We start from the raw sequence: 26,449 nt of genomic DNA, 5'->3' as shown, positions 1-26,449 counted from the left end.
TGGCCTTTCCGGATATGGGACATGTTTCCCTGGGCGCGTTCCGGCAGTATTCAACAGAATGTCTAATTGAAATCAAAAAAACGTCCCAAACGCATTCACTGAACGTTTTCGAGGCGTCTCGGACGTGTCACCGAATCATTTTTTCATGATTGACCATGCGCTTTCCTGAGTGCCACCAGAGGGACGGCAGGCCAGGTCCAACAGGGGTACAAGGGTTGCAGCGGAAAAATACGTCGAGCACAGTGTTAGCTGTGATGAACGGAGTACGAATCGAAATCTTGGGTCCTTTTGAATTAATCCGGGGCGGGAGAAGGGCAGCCCTCCCCTCAGGGGCTCAGCGCCTACTGGCCCTTCTGGCGGTGCGTGGCGACGGGATTCCAAGAAGGGCTGCCGCAGAACAGTTGTGGCCGGAGTGCGCCCCCCTTCGGGCGGCGGCCAACCTCAGGTCGGCCCTGTGCCACTCCCGGAAGATCGGCCCGAAGGCCGTCGTCGACAGCGATGGGCAGCACCTCGCGCTGTCTTCGTGCATCTCCGTCGATCACCGGGAGGTCTGGGGGTCGGCCCGTCGGCTGACGGAAGGCGAAGAGGGAGCGGATGCGGTACCCGCCGACCCCGTCCGGTTGGTCGAGGAACTCGGTCAACCACTGCTCCTGGGCTGGGACGACGAGTGGCTGATACTCGAACGTGAACGCTGGGACCAAATGCGTCTGTACGCGTTGGAGAGCCTGGCCCAACACTTCCTGGCCGTCGGCCGGTTCCTGGCTGCGCACCAGGCGGCACTCACCGCCACCGCCGTCGACCCCTTCCGGGAAACCGCGCACCGCATCGCCATCGAGGTCCACGCGGCGGAGGGCAACATCGCCTGTGCCGTCAAGCACTACCTGGACTACCGGAGACTGCTGCAAAGAGAGTTGAGGGTGTCGCCGTCCCCGCGGATGACCGACCTCGTCCACGACCTGACCAGCGGGGGGAAGTACACCGCGTAGCTCGGGCAGTCCTCGAACTTCCCGCCGAACACTTCACCCGAGTGCTCGCCTCGGTCACCCGACCGGTCCTGTTCCGCGGCCCGGACGGTGCGGGCGAGGTCGTCCGGTCCACCGATTACGCGGCCGTCCGCGCGGTCCGGGAAGACACCGTCGGCCCGCCCAACTGGGCCTCGGAGTCCTAGCTCAGACACCAGCCGCAGAGTAGCGGGTGATCATGAGCTCGCCGCCGTGGCGACCTTTTCGTCGTGCTCGCGCAGCATCCGCATGACGGTGGCGGGTGAGGGGTGCTGGCCCTTCTTCGTGCCGGCCGTGATGACGAGCCGCTTGGCGATGTCGCGCAGGCTCATCTCCTGGTCACGCAGGTGGAGGGCCGTGGACAGCATGTCTTCGTCGGTGACGCCCGCGCCGCCGACGGTCTTGCCGCGCTTGCGGGCGGACTCGTGGCCTTCGAGGGTGCGGTCGCGGATGTGCTCGCGTTCCGTGCCGGACATGGCCGCGAGCACGGTGAACACGATTCCGGAAGGGTCGTGCGAGCCCTTCAGCTCTCCGGTGAGGAACTCCGGGCCGACGCCGCTCGCCTTCAGCTCCTCGGTGAGCATGGCGAGTTCGATGCCGCGGCCAAGGCGCTTGTGCTCGTGCACGACGAGGGTGACGGCAACGCCGGAGGAGCGGATCTCTCCGGCGAGCTTCACGGCGGCCTCCAGTTCGGGACGCTTGGCGGCGCGGGTGGAGATCTTCTCCGAGAAGATCCGGGTGACCCCGGCTTCGCTGAGGGAGTCGAGTTGTACGTCGAGGGACTGCCGGGCGGTCGAGGCGCGGGCGTAGCCGAGGCGGACGTGTCCGACCGGATCGGCGTCGGCGCACACGGGCCGGGGCAGTTCGGTCCATGCCGAGCCCGGCTTGCGCACGCCGGGGGTCGGCACGCTGAGCGTCTTGGCGAGTCGGGGCACGAGGCGGAAGCGGGCGGTGTGGTACTGGACGGCCACCTTGCCCTTGCCGGTCCGGCATGGGGACCCCGCGGGGGCGGCGCAGGTGGGCATCGGGCAGTCGTGCGATTCCACGCGCTTGAAGTCGTCGCTCACGACCCCGGGCTGTTTCATGAGGACGTTTCAGACGTCCAGTCGCTTGCAACAACTCATGAAACATGATCGCCGCAGGTGGACCGCTGGGCGGCCGGGTGTTTCATGAGCGACCGCCCATGAAACAGTGGGGCGGCGGACGGACCCCCGGCTCTTCGAGCGCGGGGGTCCGTCTCGGCCTGATCAAGCACCGATCATCTCGGCCGCGCTGGGATGCCGAGCGCCCAGTGGAGGAAGCTCAGCTCGTCGACGTCCTGCTCGATGAGGGCCGACAGGGTGGTTCCTCCGCCGTGGCCGGAGTCACGCAGCGGCACCAGGAGGTAGGGGCCGCCCTTCGCGGCGTCGGTTTGAAGGGCCGCGATCATCTTGAGCGGGTCATATGGAGGTACGGTGCGGTCGTTGAGTGCCGTTGCGATCGCGATCACCGGGTAGCGGCGGTCGGGCCGTACGTTGTGGTAGGGCGAGTAGGCGGCAAGGTAGGCGCACTCGTCGGGGTCGTCCGGCGAGCCGTATTCAACGGTGGTGCCGCTGAGGTTGGGGAAAGTCGGAAAGCGCAGCATGTCGAGCAGGGGTGCGCGGCAGTAGACGGCGCCGAATGCTTCGGGTGCTTGCAGTGCGGTGACGGCGACCAGCAGGCCGCCGTTGCTGTTGCCGCGCGAGGCGATCCGTTCCGGGGTCGTCCATCCGGTGGCGACCAGATGGCGGGCCGCGGCGATGTAGTCGTCGAAGGCGTTCTGCCGGCGCATGCCGACGGCTGCCTCGTGCCAGGTGCGGCCGTATTCGCCGCCGCCGCGTATGTTGGCGTGGGCCAGCACGCCGCCGAGCTGGAGCCAGGCGGCGCTGACGGCTGAGAAGCGCGGTTCCACGGGGATGTTGAAGCCGCCGTAGCCGCTGAGCCGGACCGGTCGCCGTCCGTCGCGCGGCAGGTCGGTGCGGTGGATGAGGAACATCGACACGGGGGTGCCGTCGGCCGACTCGTACCAGATCTGTTGCGTGGTGTACGCGGCCGGGTCGAGGCCGGCATCGGGTACGTGGTAGGGCTCCAGTCGATCCTGTGCGTAGTCGTACTTGTAGACCGACGGCGGCTGCACGAACGAGGTGAAGGCCACCCATACGTCGTCGCCGTGCCAGGAGCCGGTGACCCCGCTGACGACGCCCACCCCCTCGTTCCGGTTGACCGAGCCGAGGGACGGGAGTGCCAGGTCCCGCAGATGAGTGCCGTCCGCGGCGTGGACGGCCACCCGGTGCGAGGCGGCGTGCGAGTAGACGGCGTAGAGGCGGCCTCCGATCCCGGTGACGGTCTGCATGATGTCCGGGCCTTCTCGGATAAGCGTGCGCCACGCGGTCGGTTCGGTGAGGGGAGCAGTGCACAGGCGTCCGCGCGGCGCGTCGAGGTCGGTCCGTACGAGCACCGAGTCGTCGATCACCTGCACCTGGTTGACCGACCGCATTCCGGTGGCCGCCGGAATCAGCTCGTCGTCGGTGAGACGCAGCAAAGTGACGTCGTTGGCGTGCACGAAGTCCCACACGGTGATGACCGCGTACCGGCCGCACTCGCTGGCGTCCACGGCGCACCAGTGGTCCTTGTCGCGATCGTCCCCGAAGACCTTGCGGGCCGGGGTGTCCGAGCCGATCCGGTGCTCGTAGACGGCGTGCCAGTACGCCTGCTCGTCGGGGGGGACTTCGCCGGGCTCGGGATAGGCGGTGTAGAAGAAGCTGGACGAATCGGGTCGCCAGGCGACCGAGCCGTGGTCGGTGCCCCGCAGTCGCTCGGGTAGCAGCCGGCCGGTCTCGACGTCGAGGACATGGATCACTGCGCCATGGGTGCCGCCGCTGGCCCGGCCGAATGCCACTAGGGTGCCGTCGGGGGACGGCTCGGCGAACACCAGGACGTCGCCGGCCGGCCAAGCGCCCGGGTCGATCACGGTTTCTGCTGGGGCACCGGTCGAACGGCGCATCGTCAGGGCGGACTTCTCGTCGTCGGCACCGGCCTGCCAATGGAAAGTGCGCCCGTTCCGGCCCGCAGGGATCGGCGGGGACAGCCGCGCGTAGCGAGTGGAACGGGCGACGGCAGCGCGCAGACCGTCGCGGCCCGGGACGCTGTCGAGCACCGCGCGGGTGACCGCGTCCTGGGCAGCGATCCAGTCGGCCGTCTCGCCGTCGTCGAGCCGTTCCAGCCAGACATACGGGTCCTCGTAGCGCCGGCCATGCAGCGTGTATCCGCCCTCGGGGACACGGCGAGTCGGGGGGACCTCCACAGGCAGCGTCGGCCTGACCATCAGGTACCTCTCTTTTCGGACCAGCGCGGTCCCGGGGGGTAGCCGGACAAAAACGATCTACAAGTGAAGCAAACGCTCCGGGCGCCGCGCATGAGCAACCTTCGCTTGTTCTGCACCCTTCAGACGGTCATCGCCTGTCAAGAGGGGACCGTTCGGCAGCGTCAACCGTGGCACGGGGGCCGGGCACTGTCACGGCTGGCCCCAGGTCGAGGCGCTTGTTCATGTCGAGGCGGGAGGTGCCGTACGGGTTGGCGTCGGACCAGAACAGCGCGGTCAGGCCGCGCCCGTCCTCGTCGCTCGGTTTCTTCGCCCACGCCGGTTCGGCCAGGACCTGCTGAACCAGCAGGGTGTTGACGTGCACGAGCGCGGACCGGAGCAGGTGCAGGTGTAGGTGCAGGGTGAGCATCGAGGTCTCGGCGTGCTCCTTGTCCGGGCCGGTCAGAGCGCCGTCCTTGCCGTGGTGCAGCACGGTGTTCGCGCTGTTCCAGTTCTCCACGACCTGTAGCCCGCCGTGGATCTCGCGGCGCAAGCCGGGGCCGGCCAAGTAGTCACACGCGAAGATGGTGCGCACCACGCGGCCGAGTTCTTCGAGAGCCTGGTGGGTGGGGTGCTTGGGGCCGCCTCGGGTGAAGCGCCGCAGCACCCGTTCGGCCTCCGCCGTGCCGAGGCGGAGCGCGGTGGCGTACTTCACCATCTGGTCGTACTGCTGCTCGATCAGCTCCCAGCGGATCGGCCGCGTCAGCGAAGCACCGAGCACCGGCCAGCCGGGCGGGGTGTCGTCCGGGCGGTACAGGCGGATGCTGCCGATGTTCTTCAGCCGCGGCAGCAGGCGGAAGTTCAGCAGTTCGGTGAAGGCGAACCCGACCACGCTCGCACCGTGGGTGTCGACGTAATTCGACTCGATCTCGACGTCCGTGCAGTGCCGCAGCAGGCCCTCGATCATCGCCGCGACCTCGGACAACAAGCAGCTCTTGAGCTGGGAGTAGATGCAGACGTTCTTCCGCTCGACGTGCCACTAGATCATCACGCCGTTGCCGCCGTAGCGGACGGCCTCCGGCCGCCCCGGATAACAGGATCCGAACTTCTTCGAGTCGGAGGCACAGGCAGTACCGGTGCCCCACCACGCGGTGTCACGGGCGGCGAAGGCGGCGTTCACCCGTCTGGTGACGGCGGCTCGGAGGTTGTCGACGGTGATGAAGTGCCGTCGTACGTGCCGCAGCGCGGCCTCGCTCTCACCGTGTTCGCCGGTGGCCACGATCGCGCGGATGCCCATGTTCGTACCGAGTGCGAAGAGGGCCGGCAGGAGGCGGCGCTGGAGGAGGTCCCGCTCGATGCGCTCGTGGGCGGCCACCGAGGAGAACTCCTCGGTGAAGCCGGTGAGGAAGTCGGCGTTCTTCAGCACGTCCAGGAGGTCCAGGACGCCCCGACGCCGTGCGACCTCCTCCTTGAGGGCCGCCAGGCCGGTGGGCTCGGCCAGCGGCTCCAGCTTCGGCACCGTGATCCACGGCTCGCCCTTGTGTGGTGACCTTCGCCCCGCCCGCCGAGCCGTCCGCGAGCGCGCCGGACACCTGGTCCAGGCCCGCAGCCATGCGCTTCTTCAAGTCCGCGATGAACGCCCTCGGGTTCAGCAGCGGCTTCGACCGGACAGACCTCCACGGCCAGCCACTCGGCCGGCGCCTTCTCGTCCGCGACCGTCGAGGGCCGAAAGCCCAGGGCCTCGCGGATCTGCTTGCGGTGGTACTCGGCAGTCCGGCCGATCAGCGTGTACTTCGCGAAGTCGGTGGCCGGGACCTTCACCAGACCGGCGACGAACTCCACCGCGGCCGGCGGAACCTCCTCCGGCACTTCCGGGAACCGGCCTTCCAGCTCGAAGAACTTCAGCAAGAGACTGAAGCCGAGCCGAGTGGTCCCGCTCTTGTTCGCCACCAAGGCCCAGTCGCCGTCTACCAGCGTCCAGTTCGCCAACAGCTCCTCCGGCGACCACTCTTGCCGCACGCCCGCCCCTTCGGCCTCGATCACTCGGTCAGACCGACGACGACGCAGAGAACGGGGAAACGGGGCCCGGCCGGCTACCCGCGACCTACTTTGCGGCAGGTGTCTGAGCTGGGACTCCAGGGCCGGGAAGGCCGACCGGCGCAACTACTCCGGCAAACACCAGCGTCACGGCCTGCACTCTCTCGCCCTGACCGACGAGAGAGGACGTCTGATCTGGATGTCCGCCGCCCGACCCGGCCGCACTCACGACAACACCGCCGCGCGCCAGGACCACGTCCTGGCCCATCTACGCACCGCCAACCGCGTCCTCGCCGTCGGACGCGCACCGGTCGAACACAGCTTCGCCCATCTCGAGAACTGGCGGATCCTCACCAAGCTCCGCACCGACCCCGCCCGCGCCGCCCAGCTCCTGCGCGCTCTACTCCTGCGCGCTCTGCTCATTTTGACGAACCTCGAAGTCACCCGCTGAAGATCGCTTATCCCGCAGGCGCCGCCGTCGGCGGCGGCGGGACGAAGGAATCTCGCTGTGGCCGGGCTCGCCACGTACGACACGCAGCGAGACGAGCTGCAACCCATGGATCGCGCGCGAGCCCGGGAGGCAGCCGGGTCTCCTCATTGATCACGGATCCCGCCAACTGCCACGCGGTAAGGCCGGTGGTGTCCCTGAGATCAGCTCCGCTGAGGTCAGCACCCAGTGTGCGTAGCGTCGCTGAGCAGGGCCCCTCGCAGATCGGCGTCAGCCATGAGCGCCTGGTCGAGGCATGCTCTCGCGAGCCGTGCGTGACGCAGGTCGGCCCCGGTGAGGATGACGCCACTGAGGTCGGCACCCCGCAGATCGGCACCGCAGAGGTCCGCCCATGTCAGCAGCGCCCGGGAAAGGCGGGGCGGAGCGTGGAAGTCGAAGCTGCGGAGCGACAGTCCGACGAGCTGCGCAGATCGAAGGTCGATCCGGCGCGCTTCGTCCCGTTGCGGGCGGCGGGCGAGAACCTCTACGGCCGCCCTGATGTCGGCGGACGGCTCTGTCCCCCGCGCCGGTACTGCCCGCGGCAACCTGTCTTCGTCCGAACCGGTCCGCAACGAAGGAGAATCGGTCCTCCTGGCATTCTCGCGGATGAAGGCTGACAGGACGCCCACCACGGTGGTGTGTTCCTGGGGGGACTCCGTCATGACGTGCTCCAGGCCATAGACACCGCCGAGCCGTTCTGCGAGCTTGTCGGAGGCCAGTTGTCCGACAGCCCTGCTGAACCGTTCGGTCACCTGCCCACGCCTGGAGAGCTGGTAGGTGCGAGCGGTGTACGCCAGCCCGAGCAGTACAGAGGCTCCAGCGAATGCGGCCAGGAGGGTCTGGCGCACGGCGTTCAGCGCGTCTGCGCGGTCCTTACCGTGAAGATCTCCGACCGTGTCACCAGCCACCCACCATGACAGTGGCCCCAGAACCACAACGATGCCCACGACAATGACAGCCGCCCCCGCTGTCACCCCGGCAGATCTCTGATGACGACGTATCAGGTGAACGAAGCGCGATCCGATCCTCGCGAGAGGGCGATTGGCCATGCGGCCTATTCCACCGCACGAAGCCTCTGTCAGACGATCCACTCCGCAGACTCCCGCTGACGACCAGCACGAGTACTCCGAGAGCTGGTCACACCAGCCCTTTGACCTGCGACTTCAAGTTGGCGGAGGCTCACGGGTCGCCTTGTTGCTCAGCGTGTGGTCGGTGGTTCCGGCTCGTTGCGGTCTGCCAGAATCGGCGCATGCTGAGGGTTGGCTCCGTTGTGCCGGAGGTCTCGGACGTGCCGCGTACGGCCGCGTTCCGGACGCAGGCCCTGGGATACGTCCCGCGCGAGGAGACGGAAGACGACTGGGTGGTACTGGTGCCGGCGGAAGGGGCCGGGGTGCAGTTGACACTCGGTTGCAGCGAGAAGCCGGTTCAGGAGCATCCACGAATCCATCTGGACCTGTACGCCGGGGATGCAGCCGACCAGGCAGCAGAAATCGAACGGTTGGTGTCTCCGGAGGCCCAGCACGTCGACTGGGAGCTTTGTCCGGACGACGCCGACTTCGCCGTGCTCCCTGGCCGCCTCCGGCCTCATCCTCCGGAGGCGGCAACCGGTCGCGCTCAGTGCACCGCGCGTACCGCCGAGACCAGTCCGCCCTGGCCCTCGTCGTGCTGCGACGGGGTGGGCAGCGGACGGCCGTAGGCCTCGGCGCGCTCGCGCAGGGTGTAGGTCTCCGCCTCCCAGCCCAGGCCGTCCAGCCAGCCGACCGGGTCCTCCGGCATCTCCGAGACCCACATCGACGCCGCCGATCCCTCGGCGGCGTCCTCGCGGAAGCGTTCGACCACACCGCGCGAGCCCAGGGTCAGGCCCATCCTGCTGCCCGGGGCGGACAGCGCGCCGACCCGTTCGAGGAGCAACTGCACCGCGTCCTGGGGCAGATAGATCAGCAGGCCCTCGGCGATCCACACCGTCGGCCGCACCGGATCGTGCCCGGCCACGGCCAGGGCGCCGGGCCAGTCCTCCCGCAGGTCGACCGGGACGGTGATCCGCTCACAGCGCGCAACGGCCCGCTCCTGGCGCAGCACCGAGGCCTTGAAGCCCAGCGGTTCGGCCGTGTCGACCTCGAACAGCCGCGTCCCGGCAGGCCAGTTGATCCGGAAGGCCCTGCTGTCCATCCCGGCTCCGAGCAGCACCACCTGCCGGACACCGGACGCCACCGCCCCATCCAGCAGGTCGTCCAGGAATTTCGTCCGGATGACGATCGAGAAGGCCACCCCGCGCCGGCGGCGCCGAGCCGCCTCGTCCGCGGGCGGGGGCGACGGCACCTCAGGACCGATGCCACCGGCCGCGGCGAAGGCCCGTGCCAGCGGGTCCCGAAACAGCGGCCGCTCGCGTGCCGTCTCCATCGCCCTCACCCGGGCCACACCCACGGCTGTGGCCCACACCCCGGACGGCCCGGCCCGCCCCACCGCATCAGTCATACCTGCAGCCTAGGCCGCAGCCCGCAGCAGTTCCCCGTCCCGGGGCACGGGCCCGGGACGCGAACCTGTCACCCGTACGGCGGATTCTCCCCCTTCTCCAGGACCGTGCGCAGGGAAGCGAAGGCCTCCTGGAGGGCTGTCAGGGCCTCGCCCATACGCCAGGCCGCGCGGTCTCTCGGGCCGACCTCGTTGGAGATGGTGCGGATCTCCAGGACGGGGACGGCGTGGGCCGCGGCGGCCTGGGCCACGCCGAAGCCCTCCATCGCCTCCGCGCCGGCCCCCGGGTGGGCCTTCGTCAGGGTGCGGGCCCGGGCTGCGGTGCCGGTGGCGGTGGTGACCGTCAGGACGGGGGCACGGGTCGCCCCCAGGGCGAGGGCCACGGCGGTGGACAGGCGGGGCGGGCAGACATGGGTCGCCCGGCCGAAGCCCAGGGTCTCGACGGAGAGGAAGCCGTCCGCCGAGTCCGCGCCCAGGTCCGCGGCGATGATGCGGTCCGCCACCACCACCGAGCCCACGGGGGCGTGGGGGACGAAGCCGCCTCCGATGCCCGCGGCGACGACCAGGTCGTACGGCTCGTCACGCAGGGCCGCCGCGGTCAGGGCCGTCGCCGTGGCGGCCGCTGCCGCCGCCGGGCCCACCCCGGCCGCCAGGAGGTCGGCGCGGAGGGGGCCGGGGGTCGCGCCGGAGGCTCCGGTGCGGCGTGCCACGTGGCCGGGCAGGTGGATCTCGGTGGCGGGGGTCGCGGGGTCCAGGCCCCTGGCCGCCGCCTCGCGTTCCGCCGTCACCGCCGTCACCACCAGCAGCCGTACGGGGTGCGGGCCGGGGGTCATGACGGGATCTGGACGCGGCCGTGGTCGCCGATGACGAAGCGGTGCGTGGCGGGCAGGCGGGGGGACAGGGTGACCTGGACGTTGCGGCCGATCAGGCTGGCCTCCACGCGGCGGATGCGGTCGAAGGACGAGTCGCGCAGCACGATGGAGAACTCGATCTCGCTCTCCGTGATCCGGCAGTTCTCGGCGACGGACGTCGACGGGCCGATGTAGGAGTCGGTGATCACGCTGCCCGCGCCGATGACGGCGGGGCCGACGATGCGTGAGTTGCGCACCCGGGTGCCCGCGGCGATCTGCACGCGCCCGATGATCTCGCTCGCCTCGTCGACGTCGCCGTCGATCCTGGTCTCCAGGCGTTCCAGGAGGGTGCGGTTGACCTCCAGCATGTCGTTGACGTTGCCGGTGTCCTTCCAGTACCCCGTGATCACGGTGGAGCGTACGGCGTACTCCTGCTCGACCAGCCAGCGCAGCGCGTCGGTGATCTCCAGCTCGCCGCGCGGGGAGGGTTTGATGGCGCGTACGGCGTCGTGGATGAGCGGGGTGAAGAGGTAGACGCCGGCGACGGCGAGGTCGCTGCGCGGCAGGCGGGGTTTCTCCTGGAGGTCGAGGACCTTGCCGCTCTCGTCGACGACGGCGACGCCGAAGGCGCTGGGGTCGGGGACGCGGGTGAGCAGGATCTGCGCGTCGCAGCGGTCCTTGCGGAACTCGTCGACGACGTCGGTGATGCCGTCCAGGACGAAGTTGTCGCCCAGGTACATGACGAAGTCGTCGTCGCCGAGGAACGGTTTGGCGATCAGTACGGCGTGCGCGAGTCCGAGGGGTGCGCTCTGCGGGATGTAGGTGACGGCGAGGCCGAAGCCGGAGCCGTCGCCGACGGCGGCCTTGATCTCCTCGGCGGTGTCGCCGACGATGATGCCGACCTCAGTGATGCCCGCCTCGGCGATGGCTTCGAGGCCGTAGAAGAGGATCGGTTTGTTGGCGACCGGGACCAGTTGCTTGCTGGACGTGTGGGTGATCGGCCGCAGTCGCGTACCGGATCCCCCTGCGAGCACGAGAGCCTTCACTTTTCCAGTTCCATCCAGGTGGCGGGTGGGTGGGGCGGCCGGCCGGACGATGGGCGTACGGTCGGCCGCCCCTTCTTCTGTCAGGCGTCGCCGAGTTCGGTCTCCAGGAACCGGCGCAGTTCGTCGTCCGACACCTCGTCCGGGTGGGCGGTGCGGTCGGTACCGGCCGCCGGTCCCACGGGGACCGCGGCCGCGTCGAGTTGGTCGAGCAGCCGCTGGAGCCGGCTGCGGAGTCCGTCGTGGAGTCCGGGGTCGAGTGCGTCGCGGTCTCCTTCGTGGAGTGCGTCGCGGTGTCCGTCGTGCGGTCCGGCTTCGGCCAGCACCTGCTGGAACTCTCCTTCCATGCGGTCGAGTTCGCCCTCCAGCCGCTCGAGTGCGGCAAGGCCGCCGGAGGTCGGGGCGGGCGCCGGGGCCATCCTGGTGAGGAGGTGGCCGGCGAGGCCCTCGGGGGTGGGGTAGTCGAACAGCAGCGTGGCCGGCAGGCGGACACCGGTGAGGGCGCCGAGCCGGTTGCGCAGTTCGACGGCGGTCAGGGAGTCGAAACCGACTTCCAGGAAGCCCCGTTCGGGGTCGATGGTGTCGGCGGCACCGGCCGTGTCGTAGCCGAGGACCAGGGCCGCCTGGTCCAGTACGGCCCGCAGGACGGCGGCGTGCCGGTCGGCCTGCGGGAGGGTGGCGAGGCGGGCCGCCAGTCCCTCCGCGGAGTCCGGTCCGGTGGCCTGGCCGGTGACGGTGGTGGTGGCCGACGCGCGGGCCGTTCGGCGCGGACGCGGCGGTACGACGTCGCGCAGCAGGTCCGGTACCGAGCCGTCGGGGGCCCGCAGGCCGGCCGGGTCGAGCGCGGCCGGGGCCAGGAAGGTCTCCGGGCCGGCGAGCGCGGTGTCCAGCAGGGCCAGGGCGTCCGCGGTGTCCATCGGAAGGACGCCGCCGCGCTGCACCCGGCGCCAGTCGGTCTCGCCCAACTTGCCGGTCATGCCGCTGCGTTCGGCCCACAGGCCCCAGGCCAGCGACAGTGCCGGGTGTCCGGCGGCGGCACGGCGGGCGGCGAGGGCGTCGAGGAACGCGTTGGCCGCCGAGTAGTTACCCTGTCCGGCGCCGCCGAGGGTTCCGGCGAGCGAGGAGAACAGGACCAGGGCGACGGGGGCCTCGCCGTCCCGGGTGAGGGTGTCGAGGTGCAGCGCGGAGTCGGCCTTGGCCCGCAGGACGGTGTCGAGGCGTTCGGGCGTCAGGGACTCCAGTACGCCGTCGTCCAGGACGCCCGCCGTGTGGATCACGGCGGTCAGCGGGCGGTCGGCGGGGAGCTGTCCGAGGAGTTCCGTGAGCGCGGCGCGGTCGGCCGTGTCGCAGGCGGCGAGCGTCACCTCGGTGCCGTGGCCGCGCAGTTCGTCGGCCAGTTCGGGCATGCCCTCGGCGTCCGCGCCACGCCTGCTGACCAGCAGCAGGGCGCGGGCGGAGTGCGCGGTGGCCAGATGGCGGGCCACCTGGCGGGCCAGGACTCCGGACGCCCCGGTGACCAGGACGGTGCCGGACGACGCGTCGAGGCGGACGGCCGGTGCCGCGTCGGCGGTGGCGTCGGCGGGAGCGGGGGCGGGGGTGCGGATCAGGCGGGGCGCGAAGACCGTGCCGTCGCGCAGGGCCGTCTCCGCCTCGCCGCCCGCGAGGGCCGTGGGCAGCAGGGCCAGGGAGGCGGGGGTGCCGTCGTGGTCGAGGAGGCCGAAGCGGCCCGGGTTCTCGTTCTTCGCGGTGCGGATCAGGCCCCATACGGCGGCCTGTGCCGGGTCGGTGAGGGCCGCGTCCGTGTCCGACACCGCCACGGCGTGGCGGGTGGCGAGGACCAGTCTGGCGTCGGCGAACGTCTCGTCGCCCAGCCAGGCGACCGCCTGCTCCAGCGCCCGCGCCGTGGTCAGCCGTGCCGCCTCGTCGAGAGCGCCCTCGGTGGCGGGTACGGCGGCCAGCACCGTCGCCGGGAGCGGTGCCCCGGCGTCGACGGCGGCGCGCAGCGCGTCGAGGGTGTCGTGGCGCGTCACGCCCGCCACGGGCAGGGCATCAACGCTGCCGATGACGGCGAGGGAGCCGTCGTCCCCGTCCCGCAGGTCGGCGTGCACCCACCGCACCCGGTGGAGTTCCGCCGCCCCGGTGACCGGGCGCCGCGCCTCGGCCGGGCGCAGGACGAGCCCGTCGATGCCGGCGACCGGCGCGCCGGTGGCGTCGGCGACCAGGACCGCGTAGCGCTGCTCGCCCGCCGGGGTGAGCCGTACCCGCAGTGCGGCGGGTCCGGCGGCGCCCACCGTGACTCCGGTGAAGCCGAACGGCATCAGGGTGGGGCCGTCGGGGTCGGCGGCGAGGGCGACGGTGTGCAGGGCGGCGTCCAGCAGGGCCGGGTGGACGGTGAAGTCCTCGGCACGCGGAGCACCTTCGCCGGGTGCGCCGGTCGCTCCGGGTGCGATGTCGGCGTAGACGTCGTCGCCGAGGCGCCATGCGGCGCGCAGGCCGCGGAAGGCGGGGCCGTAGTCGAAGCCTCCGGCGGCGATGCGGTCGTAGAGGTCGGAGACGTCGAGGGGTTCGGCTCCGGCGGGCGGCCAGGACGTCGTGCCGAGGGGTTCGGGAGCCGCGGTTCCCGGTGCGTCGGTGAGGGTGCCCTCGGCGTGCCGGGTCCAGGGCAGGCCCTCGTCGCCGTGGGTGCTCAGCGGCCGGGCGTGCACGGTGAGGGCGCGGTTGCCGGAGCCGTCGGAGGGGGCGACGGTGACCTGGAGCTGGACGGTGCCGGTGGCCGGGAGGACCAGGGGGGCTTCCAGGGTGAGGTCGGTGATGCGGGCGGCACCGGCGCGTTCGCGGGCGTGCAGGGCGAGTTCGAGGAACGCGGTGCCCGGGAGGAGGACGGTGTCGCCGAGGGCGTGGTCGCGCAGCCAGGGCTGGCGTTCCACGGAGACGGTGCCGGTGAGCAGGACGCCGTCGGAGCCGGCCAGCGGTACGGCCACGTCGAGCAGCGGGTGCCCGGCGGCCTCGACGCCGGTGCGGGCGAGGTCCCGTACGCCCGGGGTGGACTCCAGCCAGTAGCGGCCGCGCTGGAACGGGTAGGTGGGCAGGTCGACCTGGCGCGCGCCGAGCGGTGCGAGCAGGGCGGCCCAGTCGGGTGCGTGGCCGCGGACGTGCAGCCGGGCGAGGGCGGCGGTGAACGACTCGGGTTCGTCGGTGTCGCGGCGCAGCAGCGGTACGAGGCCGGTGTCGCCGGTGACGGTCTCGCCGGTCAGGGCGGTGAGCACCGCGCCGGGGCCGATCTCGACGTAGGTCGTGACGCCCTGTTCCTCCAGGGTGCGGACGCCGTCGGCGAACCGTACGGCCTCGCGGACCTGGCGGGCCCAGTGGGCGGGGTCGCCGAGTTCGGCGGCTCCGTAGGGTGCGCCGGTGACGGCGGAGACGACGGGCAGTTCGGGTGCGTTGCAGGTGAGGTGGGAGGTGAGGGTGGTGAACTCGTCGAGCATGGCGTCCATGCGGAGCGAGTGGAAGGCGTGGCTGACGTTCAGGCGCCGGGTCTTGCGGCCCTGGGCGGCGAGGGTGTCGGCGACCGCGGTGACGGCGTCCTCGTCGCCGGAGATCACGGTGGCGAGGGGGCTGTTGAGGGCGGCGACGGAGGCCCGGCCCTCGTACTCCGCGAGCAGGTCGAGCACTTCCTCCTCGGACGCCTGTACGGAGATCATGGCGCCGCCTTCCGGGAGGGCGGCCATCAGGCGGCCCCGGCCGGCGACCAGCAGGCAGGCGTCGTCTAGGGAGAGCACCCCGGCGATGTGGGCGGCGGCGATCTCGCCGACGGAGTGGCCGAGGACGACGTCGGGCTTGAGGCCGGTGCTCTCCATCAGCCGGTAGAGGGCGACTTCGAGGGCGAACAGGCCGGTCTGGGTGTAGTCGGTGCGGTCGAGGAGGGCGGCCTCCGGGGTGTCCGGCTCGGCGAACAGGACGTTCCGCAGGGGGGTTTCGAGGTGGGGGTCGAGGTGGGCACAGACGGTGTCGAGGGCGTCGGCGAAGGCGTCGTAGTGGGCGTAGAGGGCGCGGCCGGTGCCGGGGCGCTGGGCGCCCTGGCCGGAGAAGAGGAAGGCGACCTTGCCGGAACGGGCCTTGTCCACGGTGAGTTCGGGGTGGTCGCGGTTCTCGGCGAGGGCGGTGAGGGCCTCGGTGAAGACGGCGGGGTCGTCGGCGACGACGGCGGCCCGGTGGTCGAAGGCGGCCCGGCCGGTGGCCAGGGAGAGCGCGATGTCGGCCGGGATCACGGCGGGGTCGGCCGCGACGTGGTCGAGCAGGCGGCGTGCCTGGTCGCGCAGGGCGGCGGCGCTGCGGGCGGACAGCAGCCAGGGCACGGCCACCGGGGCGGTGAAGGCCACGGGGGTCGCGGGCGAGGCCTGGGGCCCGGTGTCGCTGTGCGGTGCCTCGGGTTCCGCCTCCTGGAGGATGACGTGCGCGTTGGTGCCGCTGACGCCGAACGCCGAGACGCCGGCCCGGCGCGGCGCGTCGCCCCGTTCCCACACCTGTTCCTCGTCGAGCAGCCGTACCGCGCCCGACTCCCAGTCGATGTGCGGTGAGGGGGTGCCGGCGTGCAGGGTGCGCGGCAGGACGCCGTTGCGCAGCGCCATGACCATCTTGATGATGCCGGCGACACCCGAAGCGGCCTGGGTGTGGCCGATGTTGGACTTCAGGGCGCCGAGCCACAGCGGCCGGTCGGCGGGGCGTTCCTGGCCGTAGGTGGCGAGGAGGGCCTGGGCCTCGATGGGGTCGCCGAGCTTGGTGCCGGTGCCGTGCGCCTCGACGGCGTCGACGTCGGCGGGGGTGAGTCCGGCGGCGTCGAGGGCGGCCCGGATGACGCGCTGCTGGGCGGGTCCGCTGGGTGCGGTGAGGCCGTTGGAGGCGCCGTCCTGGTTGACGGCGGTGCCGGCGACGGCGGCGAGGACCTGGTGGCCGTGGCGGCGGGCGTCGGAGAGACGTTCCAGGAGGAGCAGGCCGACGCCCTCGGCCCAGCCGGCGCCGTCGGCGTCGGCGGAGAACGCCTTGCAGCGGCCGTCGGGGGACAGGGCGCGCTGGCGGCTGAACTCGACGAAGGTGTCCGGGGTGGAGATGACGGTGACGCCGCCCGCGAGGGCGAGCGTGCACTCGCCGGAGCGCAGGGCCTGCACGGCGAGGTGCAGGGCGACGAGGGACGACGAGCAGGCCGTGTCCACGGTCACCGCCGGGCCTTCGAGGCCGAAGGTGTAGGCGATGCGGCCGGAGGCGACGCTGCTGGCGCTGCCGGTGGCCAGGTAGCCCTCGAGGCCGTCGGGGGCCTGGCGGGCCCTGGTTCCGTAGTCGTTGTAGTTGGAGCCGACGAACACGCCGGTGCGGCTGCCGCGGACCTGCCCGGGGTCGATCCCGGCCCGTTCCAGTGCTTCCCAGGAGGTCTCCAGGAGCAGCCGGTGCTGGGGGTCGATCGCGACGGCCTCGCGGGGCGAGATACCGAAGAAGGCGGGGTCGAAGGCGTCGGCGTCGTAGAGGAATCCGCCGTGCCGGGCGTAGCTGTGGCCGGGCTTGTCGGGGTCGGGGTCGTAGAGGCTGTCGACGTCCCAGCCGCGGTTGTCGGGGAACTCGGAGATGGCGTCGGTGCCGTCGGCGACCAGCCGCCACAGTTCCTCGGGCGAGGTGACGCCGCCGGGGAAGCGGCAGCCCATGCCGACGATGACGATCGGGTCGTCGGCGACGGGTTGCGCCGTCCGTGCGACGGCCGCGCCGTCGGATTCGGAGAGTGCCGGGCCGTCGTCGAGGCCGTCGAAGAGTTCGGCGTCGAGGTGGGCGGCGAGTGCGGCGGCCGAGGGGTGGTCGAAGACCAGGGTGACGGGCATGCGCAGGCCGGTGGCCTCGGCGAGGCGGTTGCGGAGTTCGACGGCGGTCAGCGAGTCGAAGCCGAGGTCGCGGAAGGCGCGGGTGTCGGAGACGGCTTCGGCGTCGGTGTGGCCGAGTACCGCCGCGGCCTGGGTGCGGACCTCGGCGAGCAGTGCGGCGCGGCGGTCGGCGGGGGTGAGGCGGCGCAGCCGGGCGGTCAGCGGCGGTCCGTCCTGGACGCCGCCCTCCTTCTCGGGGCTGCCCTGCGGGAGGGCGGGGACGGCGGTGCCGCGGGCCTCGGGGAAGTCGCGCAGGGCGGCGAAGGCGCGGACGGTGACGAGTTTCCAGTCGACGTCGGCGACGACGAGGAACTCCTCGTCCTGGTCGAGGGCGGTCTGGAGCGCGGCGACGGCGAGGTCGGGTTCCATGGGCGGTACGCCGTCGCGGCGCAGCCGTTCGGCGACCTCGTCGCTGACCATGCCGCCTCCGGCCCAGGTGCCCCAGGCGAGGGAGGTGGCGGGCAGTCCGTCGGCGCGGCGGCGGGCGGCGAAGGCGTCGAGGAAGGCGTTGGCGGCGGCGTAGCTGCCCTGGCCGGCGCGGCCGAGGGTGCCGGCCATGGAGGAGAAGAGGACGAACGCGGAGAGGTCGAGGTGGCGGGTGGCCTCGTGGAGGGCGAGTGCGGCGTCGACCTTGGGGCGCAGGACGCCGTGGGCGCGCTGCGGGGTGAGGGCGTCGATGACGCCGTCGTCGATGATGCCGGCGGTGTGGACGACTGCGGTCAGGGTGCCGCCGCCGGGCAGGTCGTCGACGAGCCGTCGTACGGCGTCGCGGTCGGCGACGTCGCAGGCGACGACGGTGGCCGCGGCGCCCAGTTCCGCGATCTCCGCGACGAGTTCGGCGGCGCCGGGGGCGTCGGGTCCGTGCCTGCTGACCAGGACGAGGTGTTCGGCGCCGCCGCGGGCGAGCCAGCGGGCGACATGCCGGCCGAGTCCGCCGGTGCCGCCGGTGACCAGGACGGTGCCGCCGGGCTGCCAGGCCGGTCCGTCGGGGCGGGGGCCGTCTCCGGCGCGTACCAGGCGGCGGGTGAAGAGGCCGGAGCCGCGCAGGGCGATGTGGTCCTCGTCGAGGCGGTCGGAGAGCACGGTGGCCAGGCGCCGGCCGGCGCGTTCGTCGATCGTGTCGGGCAGGTCGATGAGGCCGCCCCAGCGCTGCGGGTACTCCATGGAGGCGATGCGGCCGAGGCCCCAGGCCATGGCCTGGAGGGGGTGCTCGGGCGGGTCGTTGCGGTGGGCGGCGACGCCGCCCCGGGTGGCGCACCACAGGGGTGCGTCGATCCCGGCGTCGCCGAGGGCCTGGATGAGGCTGGTCATCAGGACGAGGCCGGTGGGCAGGGCGGTCCCGTCGGCCCAGGGGCGTTCGTCGAGGGCGAGCAGCGACAGCACTCCGGTGACGGGTCCGTCGGCGGTCTCCAGGCGCAGCAGGTCGGCGAGTTGGTCGCGTTCGGCCTCGGGGTCGCCGGCGACGAGGATGCGCAGGGCGCCGGCGCGGTCGCGTACGGCGGCCGTGACGTCCTGGACGAGGGTGTCGTCCTCGTGGCCCTCGGGGACGACGACGAGCCAGGTGCCGTCCAACCGTGTGAGGGGTGTGCCCTGTTCGGTCTTCGGGCGCCAGACGATGCGGTAGCGCCAGCTGTCCGTGGTGGAGCGCTCGAGCCGGGTGCGGCGCCAGGAGGACAGGGCCGGTACGACGGTGCCCAGCGACTCGAGCGACTCGAGGTCGTCCAGACCGAGCGTCTCGGCGAGTGCGCTGACGTCGCCGTCCTCGACGGAGGCCCAGAAGCCGTCGTCGGCGAGGTCGACGCCGGCCAGCATGACCGGGTCGGCGAAGGGGCCGGCGGGTTCGGGGGCGTCGAGCCAGTAACGCTGGTGCTGGAAGGCGTAGGTGGGGAGTTCGGTGGGGTGGGGACGGGTGCCGTCGAAGACGGGGCTCCAGTCGACGGCGATACCGTGCGTCCAGGCTTCGCCGAGGGAGGCGTGGAGGCGGGTCAGACCGCCCTGGCCGCGCCGCAGAGTGCCGGTGACCAGGGCTTCTACGCCCGCCGACTCGACGGTCTCCGCGACGGGGACAGTGAGCACCGGGTGCGGGCTCATCTCCAGGAACGCACCGTGCGTGGCGGCCAGCTTCCTCACCGCGGGCTCCAGTTGCACCGTCCGGCGGAGGTTGGTGTACCAGTACTCCGCGTCGGTGACGTCCTGGTCGAGCCATTCACCGGTGACCGTGGAGAGGAACGGCACCTCGGGGACCCGGGGCACGATGGGCGCCAGGAGTGCCAGCAGCTCGTCGCGGATCAGCTCGACGTGCGCGGAGTGGGAGGCGTAGTCCACCTCGATACGGCGGGCGCGGATGCCGTTTCCGTCGGCGTACGCGACCAGCTCGTCCAGCGCGTCCGCGTCACCGGAGACGACCACGGAGGTGGGCCCGTTGACGGCGGCGACGGAGACCCGCCCGTCCCAGCGGGCGATCAGCTCCTCCACACCGTCCCGGGTCAGCGCGACGGACACCATCCCACCGCGTCCGGCCAACGCGATGATCGCCCTGCTGCGCAGCGCCACCACCCGCGCCGCGTCCTGGAGCGACAGCGCCCCGGCCACCACGGCCGCCGCGATCTCACCCTGCGAGTGACCGATCACCGCCGAGGGCCGCACGCCGAACGACTCCCACACCGCCGCCAGCGACACCATCACAGCCCACAGCACCGGCTGGATCACATCCACCCGGTCGAAGTCCCGCCCCTCCCGGACCACTTCCACGAGGGACCAGTCGACGAAGGGGCTGAGGGCCGCGGCGCACTCCCCGAACCGGGCGGCGAACACGGTGGAGGAGTCGAGGAGTTCGACCGCCATGCCCACCCACTGGGCGCCCTGCCCGGGGAAGACGAAGACGGTGTCGATGTGTTCGCCGACCCGCGCGGTGACGCCCCGGACGACGGAGGGGTCCGTCTCGCCGGCGGCGAGTGCGGTCAGCGCGGCGAGGAGGCCGTCGCGGTCGGCGCCGGTGACGACGGCCCGCTCCTCCAGCGCGGCGCGTCCGGTGGCCAGCGCGTGCGAGACGTCGACCGTGTCGAGGTCCCCGGCGGTCACGGCGGACAGCAGCCGCTCGGCCTGGGCGCGCAGCGCCTGCGTGGAGCGGGCCGACAGCAGCCAGGGCAGCGCGGCGGGGGCGGCCGACCCGGGGGTACGGGTCTCCGGCTCGGGCTCGGCCTCCGGCTGCTCGATGATCACGTGCGCGTTGGTGCCGCTGACGCCGAAGGAGGAGATGCCGGCGCGGCGGGGGTGGTCGTGGGTCTCCCAGGGCCGGGCCTCGGACAGCACCTCGACGGCGCCGGAGGACCAGTCGACGTACGGGGACACCTCGTCGGCGTGGAGTGACCTGGGCAGGACGCCATGGCGGATCGCCTGGACCATCTTGATGATGCCGGCCATGCCCGAAGCGGCCTGCGCGTGACCGATGTTGGACTTCACGGAGCCGAGCCACAGCGGGTTGCCGGCGGGCCGTCCCTGCCCGTAGGTGGCGAGCAGGGCCTGGGCCTCGATGGGGTCGCCGAGCTTGGTGCCGGTGCCGTGCGCCTCGACGACGTCGATGTCCGCCGTGGACAGCCCGGCGTCGGCGAGGGCGGCGCGGATGACGCGCTGCTGGGAGAGCCCGTTGGGGGCGGTGAGGCCGTTGCTCGCGCCGTCCTGGTTGATGGCGGAGCCGCGGATCACGGCGAGCACCTGGTGCCCGTTGCGCCGCGCGTCGGAGAGCCGCTCCAGCAGGACCATGCCGACGCCCTCGGCCATGCCCATGCCGTCGGCCTCGGCGGAGAACGGCTTGCAGCGGCCGTCGACGGCGAGACCCCGCTGGCGGCTGAAGCCGACGAGGCCGATGGGCTCACCCATGATCGCGGCGCCGCCGGTGAGGGCGAGGGAGCACTCCCCGGAGCGCAGCGCGCGGACGGCGAGGTGCAGGGCGACCAGCGCGGAGGAGCAGCCGGTGTCCATGGTGACGGCCGGGCCCTCCAGGCCGAGGGTGTAGGAGATACGGCCGGAGGCGATGCTGGTGACGGTGCCGGTGATCAGATGGCCCTCCAGGCCCTCCGGCACCTCGGTGCGGGAGCCGTAGCCCTGGTGGGAGGCACCGATGAAGACGCCGGTGGGGCTGCCGTGCAGGCTGTCGGGGGCGATCCCGGCGCGTTCCAGGACTTCCCAGCTGGTCTCCAGCAGGAGCCGCTGCTGCGGGTCCATCGCGGTGGCCTCGCGGGGCGAGATGCCGAAGAAGGAGGCGTCGAACTCGGCCGCGTCGTGCAGGAATCCGCCCTCGCGGGCGTAGGTCTTGCCGTGCCGGTCGGGGTCGGGGTCGTAGAGGTCGTCGACGTCCCAGCCGCGGTCGGTGGGCAGGAAGGACACGGCGTCGGTCTCCTCGACGACCAGCCGCCACAGGTCGTCGGGCGTGGTGACGCCGCCGGGGAAGCGGCAGCCCATGGAGACGATGGCGACGGGCTCGTCGTCGTGGGAGCCGGGCACGGCCGCCGGCAGCGCGGGGAGGTTCGCCGGGGCGCCGGCGCCGGTGGCGGGCGTGTCGTCGGGTACGAGGCCGGTGCGCAGGAAGCGGACCAGTTCGCGGATGTTGGGGTGGTCGAAGACGATCGTCGCCGGAAGTCCGAGACCGGTGGCCGCGTTGAGGCGGTTGCGCAGTTCCACGGCGGTGAGCGAGTCGAAGCCGAGTTCGCGGAAGGCGCGGTTGACGGCGATGTCGGCACCGTCGGCGTGGCCGAGGACGCCGGCGACCTCGGTGCGCACCAGGTCGGACAGGGTGCGGTCACGTTCGGCGGGGTTCATCGCGGCCAGTTCGGCGCGCAGGGTGTCGGCGCGGCTGACGGCACTCGCGACGACGGCCTCGTCGGCCTTCATCGCCTCGGCGACCTCGGGCACCTCGTGCAGCAGGGGGCGCGGGTGGGCGGCGGTGAAGACGGGGACGAAGCGCTCCCAGTCGACGTCGGCGACGGCGAGGAAGGTGTCGTCGTGGTCGAGGGCCTGCCGCAGTCCCTCGACGGCGAGCGTCGGCTCCATGAACGGGATGCCACGCCACTTCAGCTGTTCCCGGACGATGTTGACGGCCATGCCGCCGCCCTCGGGACTCCAGATGCCCCAGGCGAGGGAGGTTCCGGCGAGGCCGCGGGCGCGGCGGTGGTCGGCGAGCGCGTCGACGTAGGCGTTGCCCGCGGAGTAGGCGCCGTGGTCGCCGCTGCCCCAGGTGCCGGCGACGGAGGAGTAGAGCACGAACGCGTCGAGGGGGGCGTGGTCGGCGCCGAAGACCGCGTCGAGGTTGGCGGCGCCGAGCACCTTGGCGCGCAGGCCCTCGGCGAAGAGGTCGAGATCGGTGTCGGCGAGCGGGGCGAGGAGTCCGACGCCCGCCGTGTGGACGACGGTACGGATGGCGGGGCCGTCCGCCTCGACCCGTGCGACCAGGTCGGTGAGGGCGTCACGGTCGGCGACGTCGCAGGCGGCGATGGTCACCCGGCAGCCCAGCGCGGTGAGTTCGTCGTGCAGCGCCTGGGCGCCGGTGGCGTCGGGGCCGTGCCGGCTGGTGAGGACGAGGTGTTCGGCGCCACTGCGGGCGAGGAGGCGCGCGGCGTGCCCGCCGAGACCGCCGGTGCCGCCGGTGACCAGGGCGGTGCCGCCGGTGGTCCAGGTGCGGGAGGCGGTACGGCCGGACAGCGGGGCGCGGACCAGGCGGCGGAGGTAGGTGCCGGTGGGGCGCAGCGCGAGCTGGTCCTCGTCACCGGCGGCGGCGAGGACGGCGACGAGGGCCGCGCCGGTGCGTTCGTCGAGTTCGGCGGGCAGGTCGATCAACCCGCCCCACAGCTTCGGCTGTTCGAGGGCGGCGACCCGGCCGAGGCCCCAGACGGCGGCCTGGAGGGGGTGCCGTACGGCGTCGTCGGCGTGGCCGGTCGTGGCGGACTCGGTGGTGAGGAGGTAGAGGCGGGCTGCGGTGCCGGCGTCGATGAGGCCCTGGAGCAGGGCGACCGTCTGGGTGAGGCCGACGGTCGGTCCGGTGTGGGCGGGCGCGGGTCGTTCGTCGAGGGCGAGGAGGGAGACCACGCCGCGTACCGGGTTGTCGGCGTCGGCGGCGGCGATGTCGGTGAGCTGCTCGGCGACGGCGGCCCGGTCGAGGTCGGCGGCGTCCATCACGACGGGCACGGCGGCGGCACCGGCCTGGACGAGCAGGCGGGTCACGTCCCCGACGATCGCGTCGTCCTGGTGCGCGTCGGGGACGACGACGAGCCAGGTGCCGTCCAGCGTCGTTCCCTGCCCGGCCTGCCCGGCCTGTTCGGGCTGTTCGGGCTGTTCGGGCTGCGGGCGCCAGACGACGCGGTAGCGCCAGGAGTCGACGGTGCCGCGGTCGCGGCGGGTGCGGTGCCAGGAGGAGAGGGCCGGTACGACGGAGCCGAGCGTCTCGGAGTCCTCCGGGAGACCGAGGGTGCGGGCGAACTCGGCGAGGTCGCCCTCCTCGACGGTCTTCCAGAAGGCCTCGTCGAGCGGGTCGGCGGCGGTGGCGGCGGGCCTGGGCGCGTCGAGCCAGTAGCGCTGGTGCTGGAAGGCGTAGGTGGGGAGGTCGGTGCGGCGGGGGTGGGTGCCGTCGAAGACGGGGCTCCAGTCGACCGTGACGCCGTGCGCCCATGCCTCGCCGAGGGAGGTGTGGAGGCGGGTCAGGCCGCCCTGGCCGCGCCGGAGAGTGCCGGTGACCAGGATCTCGGCGGCTCCGGCGGCCTCGGCGGTCTCCGCGACGGGGACGGTGAGGACCGGGTGCGGGCTCATCTCCAGGAACGCGCCGTGGCCGTCGGCGACCAGCTCGCGGATCGCGGGCTCCAGCCGGACCGTCTCACGGAGGTTGGTGTACCAGTAGGCGGCGTCCGTGGCCGCCGACTCGACCCATTCGCCGGTGACCGTGGAGAGGAACGGCACGTCGGGCTCGAGGGCGGTGATCGGAGCGAGGACGTCCAGCAGCTCGTCGCGGATCAGCTCGACGTGCGCGGAGTGGGAGGCGTAGTCCACCTCGATACGGCGGGCGCGGATGCCGTTTCCGTCGGCGTACGCGACCAGTTCGTCCAGCGCGTCCGCGTCACCGGAGACGACCACGGAGGTGGGCCCGTTGACGGCGGCGACGGAGACCCGCCCGTCCCAGCGGGCGATCAACTCCTCCACGCCCTCCCGCGTCAGCGCGACGGACACCATCCCACCCCGCCCGGCCAACGCGATGATCGCCCTGCTCCGCAGCGCCACCACCCGGGCCGCGTCCTGGAGCGACAGCGCCCCGGCGACCACGGCCGCCGCGATCTCGCCCTGCGAGTGACCGACGACGGCGGAGGGGCGTACGCCGTACGACTCCCAGACCGCCGCGAGCGACACCATGACCGCCCACAGCACCGGCTGGATGACGTCCACCCGGTCGAAGTCCCGCCCCTCCCGGACCACTTCCACCAGATCGAAGTCGACGAAGGGCGCGAGGGCCGCCCCGCACTCCCGGAAGCGGGCCGCGAACACCGGCGAGGAGTCGAGGAGTTCGACCGCCATTCCCACCCACTGGGCGCCCTGCCCCGGGAAGACGAAGACGGTGTCGACGCTGTCGCCGGGGTTCTCCGCGAGGCCGCGGGCGACGGTGGCGGGCTGTTCACCGCGCGCCACGGCGTGCAGGGCGGCCAGAAGTTCGGCGCGGTCGGCGCCGACGACGGCGGCCCGCTCCTCCAGGGCGCTGCGGCCGGTCGCGAGGGTGTGGGCGACGTCGACGGCGTCGAGGTCGCCGGCCTCCACGGCGGTGGCGAGCCGCTCGGCCTGGGCGCGCAGCGCCTGCTCGGAGCGGGCGGACAGCAGCCAGGGCAGCGCCACCGGAACGGTGGAGGCGGACACCGGCTCCAGGGTGCCGGCGGTGTCGTCGTCCGGCGCCTGCTCCAGCACGACGTGCGCGTTGGTGCCGCTGCCGCCGAAGGAGGAGACACCGGCGCGGCGGGGCCGGTCACTCTCGGGCCAGTCGACGGACTCCGTGAGGAGCTTCAGGGTGCCGCCGGACCAGTCGACGTGGGAGGACGGCTCGTCGAGGTGCAGGGTCTTCGGCAGGACGCCGTGCCGCAGCGACTCGACGGTCTTGATGACGGCGGCGACGCCCGAAGCGGCCTGGGTGTGGCCGATGTTGGACTTCACGGAGCCGAGCCACAGCGGCCGGTCGGCGGGGCGGTCCTGACCGTACGTGGCGATCAGGGCCTGTGCCTCGATGGGGTCGCCGAGCTTGGTGCCGGTGCCGTGCGCCTCGACCATGTCGACGTCGGCGGGGGTGAGTTCGGCGTCGGCGAGGGCGGCGCGGATGACGCGCTGCTGGGAGGGGCCGTTGGGAGCGGTGAGACCGTTGCTCGCGCCGTCCTGGTTGATGGCGGAGCCGCGGATCACGGCGAGCACCTGGTGCCCGTTGCGCCGCGCGTCGGAGAGCCGCTCCAGGAGCAGTACGCCGACGGCCTCGCCCCAGCCGGTGCCGTCCGCGCTCTCCGCGAACGGCTTGCACCGGCCGTCGGCGGCGAGACCGCGCTGGCGGCTGAACTCCACGAAGTTGCGGGTGGTCGACATGACGGTGGCGCCGCCGCTGACCGCCATCGCGCACTGGCCGCTGCGCAACGATTGCAGGGCGAGGTGCAGGGCCACCAGGGACGACGAGCACATGGTGTCGAGGCTGACGGCGGGCCCCTCGAAGCCGAAGCTGTAGGAGAGGCGGCCGGACAGGACGGCCGCGGAACCGCCGGTGAGCAGATGGCCCTCGACGCCGTCGGGCGCGCTGCTGCCGTCGACGGCGTACCCCTGGTTGCTGGAGCCGATGAACACGCCGGTGCTGCTGCCGCGCAGGGTGTTCACGTCGATGCCGGCCCGCTCGAACAGCTCCCAGGTGGTCTCCAGGAGGAGCCGCTGCTGGGGGTCCATGGCGAGGGCCTCGCGCGGGGAGATACCGAAGAACGAGGCGTCGAACCCGGCCGCGTCGTAGAGGAAGGCGCCTTCGCGGACGTAACTGGTGCCGGGCCGGTCGGGGTCCGGGTCGTAGAGGGCGTCGAGGTCCCAGCCGCGGTCGGTGGGCATGGCGCCGACGGTGTCGGTGCCCTCGGTCACCAGCGTCCAGAGGTCCTCCGGGGTGCGCACCCCGCCGGGCATACGGCAGGCGGTGGCCACGACGGCGACGGGTTCGTGCTCGCGGGACTCGAACTCGGCGAGCCTGCGGCGGGTCTGCCGCAGGTCCGTGGTGACCCGCTTGAGGTAGTCACGGAGCTTGTCCTCGGTGCTCGCGTTGCCCTCGGTGTTTTCCATGTGTGCCATGGCGAA

10 protein-coding genes and 2 pseudogenes are annotated in these 26,449 nt (G+C 72.3%); 3 read left to right on the top strand and 9 right to left on the bottom strand.

The window, feature by feature from the left end:
- Nucleotides 1-620 precede the first annotated feature (620 nt).
- The gene (locus ABZ862_RS32295; RefSeq protein WP_360965983.1) at nt 621-986 is read left to right on the top strand and encodes a bacterial transcriptional activator domain-containing protein; all 366 of its coding nucleotides are present in this window, start codon (nt 621-623) and stop codon (nt 984-986) included.
- 212 nt (nt 987-1,198) lie between these two features.
- Here the strand turns inward: ABZ862_RS32295 and ABZ862_RS32290 are convergent, their stop codons facing one another.
- The 4 genes and pseudogenes from ABZ862_RS32290 to ABZ862_RS32275 all read right to left on the bottom strand — a co-directional run bounded on the left by ABZ862_RS32290 (nt 1,199) and on the right by ABZ862_RS32275 (nt 6,339).
- Nucleotides 1,199-2,086, bottom strand: a complete 888-nt coding sequence (locus ABZ862_RS32290) for a recombinase family protein (protein WP_360965980.1) — start codon at nt 2,084-2,086, stop codon at nt 1,199-1,201.
- Nucleotides 2,087-2,259: 173 nt separating this feature from the next.
- Complete coding sequence (locus ABZ862_RS32285; RefSeq protein ID WP_360965977.1) at nt 2,260-4,344, bottom strand: prolyl oligopeptidase family serine peptidase; 2,085 nt, start codon at nt 4,342-4,344, stop codon at nt 2,260-2,262.
- A gap of 127 nt (nt 4,345-4,471) precedes the next feature.
- Nucleotides 4,472-5,695: pseudogene (locus tag ABZ862_RS32280) on the bottom strand (Tn3 family transposase).
- A 44-nt stretch (nt 5,696-5,739) separates the two neighbouring features.
- Complete coding sequence (locus ABZ862_RS32275; RefSeq protein ID WP_360965974.1) at nt 5,740-6,339, bottom strand: DUF4158 domain-containing protein; 600 nt, start codon at nt 6,337-6,339, stop codon at nt 5,740-5,742.
- Here ABZ862_RS32275 and ABZ862_RS32270 point away from each other — a divergent pair.
- Nucleotides 6,248-6,808 (top strand): transposase family protein, encoded by a 561-nt coding sequence (locus ABZ862_RS32270; protein ID WP_360965971.1) that lies wholly within the window; start codon nt 6,248-6,250, stop codon nt 6,806-6,808. The two genes, ABZ862_RS32275 and ABZ862_RS32270, sit on opposite strands and share 92 nt — an antisense overlap.
- A 215-nt stretch (nt 6,809-7,023) precedes the next feature.
- Here ABZ862_RS32270 and ABZ862_RS32265 read toward each other — a convergent pair whose 3' ends face one another.
- The gene (locus tag ABZ862_RS32265) at nt 7,024-7,893 is read right to left on the bottom strand and encodes a pentapeptide repeat-containing protein (protein WP_360965968.1); all 870 of its coding nucleotides are present in this window, start codon (nt 7,891-7,893) and stop codon (nt 7,024-7,026) included.
- 200 nt (nt 7,894-8,093) lie between these two features.
- Here ABZ862_RS32265 and ABZ862_RS32260 point away from each other — a divergent pair.
- Nucleotides 8,094-8,411, top strand: a pseudogene (locus ABZ862_RS32260) (VOC family protein); the annotation flags it as partial.
- A 47-nt stretch (nt 8,412-8,458) separates the two neighbouring features.
- On the opposite strand, the gene ABZ862_RS32255 reads toward ABZ862_RS32260, so the two are convergent.
- The 4 genes from ABZ862_RS32255 to ABZ862_RS32240 form a co-directional block, all read right to left on the bottom strand.
- A complete protein-coding gene (locus ABZ862_RS32255) occupies nt 8,459-9,319 on the bottom strand; it encodes a class I SAM-dependent methyltransferase (protein WP_360965966.1) in 861 nt (286 codons plus the stop codon).
- A gap of 68 nt (nt 9,320-9,387) precedes the next feature.
- Nucleotides 9,388-10,149: a futalosine hydrolase gene (locus tag ABZ862_RS32250; RefSeq protein ID WP_360965963.1), complete on the bottom strand. Its 762-nt coding sequence runs from the start codon at nt 10,147-10,149 to the stop codon at nt 9,388-9,390.
- The gene (locus tag ABZ862_RS32245; protein WP_360965960.1) at nt 10,146-11,213 is read right to left on the bottom strand and encodes a glucose-1-phosphate thymidylyltransferase; all 1,068 of its coding nucleotides are present in this window, start codon (nt 11,211-11,213) and stop codon (nt 10,146-10,148) included. Before ABZ862_RS32245 ends, ABZ862_RS32250 begins: the two co-directional genes overlap by 4 nt.
- Before the next feature lie 80 nt (nt 11,214-11,293).
- Complete coding sequence (locus ABZ862_RS32240; protein ID WP_360965957.1) at nt 11,294-26,443, bottom strand: type I polyketide synthase; 15,150 nt, start codon at nt 26,441-26,443, stop codon at nt 11,294-11,296.
- Nucleotides 26,444-26,449: the final 6 nt, after the last annotated feature.

It is taken from the genome of Streptomyces sp. NPDC047000 (genome assembly GCF_040644295.1).
In the GTDB taxonomy this organism is placed as follows: Bacteria; Actinomycetota; Actinomycetes; order Streptomycetales; family Streptomycetaceae; genus Streptomyces.
The sequence above is the reverse complement of the archived record's forward strand: the minus strand, read 5'-3'. Positions and strand labels throughout refer to the sequence as shown.

Coding starts and splice junctions, on each gene's coding strand:
- ABZ862_RS32290 (WP_360965980.1), bottom strand. CDS start 2,086: ATGAAACAGCCCGGGGTCGTGAGCGACGACTTCAAGCGCGTGGAATCG.
- ABZ862_RS32285 (WP_360965977.1), bottom strand. CDS start 4,344: ATGGTCAGGCCGACGCTGCCTGTGGAGGTCCCCCCGACTCGCCGTGTC.
- ABZ862_RS32265 (WP_360965968.1), bottom strand. CDS start 7,893: ATGGCCAATCGCCCTCTCGCGAGGATCGGATCGCGCTTCGTTCACCTG.
- ABZ862_RS32255 (WP_360965966.1), bottom strand. CDS start 9,319: ATGACTGATGCGGTGGGGCGGGCCGGGCCGTCCGGGGTGTGGGCCACA.
- ABZ862_RS32250 (WP_360965963.1), bottom strand. CDS start 10,149: ATGACCCCCGGCCCGCACCCCGTACGGCTGCTGGTGGTGACGGCGGTG.
- ABZ862_RS32240 (WP_360965957.1), bottom strand. CDS start 26,443: ATGGCACACATGGAAAACACCGAGGGCAACGCGAGCACCGAGGACAAG.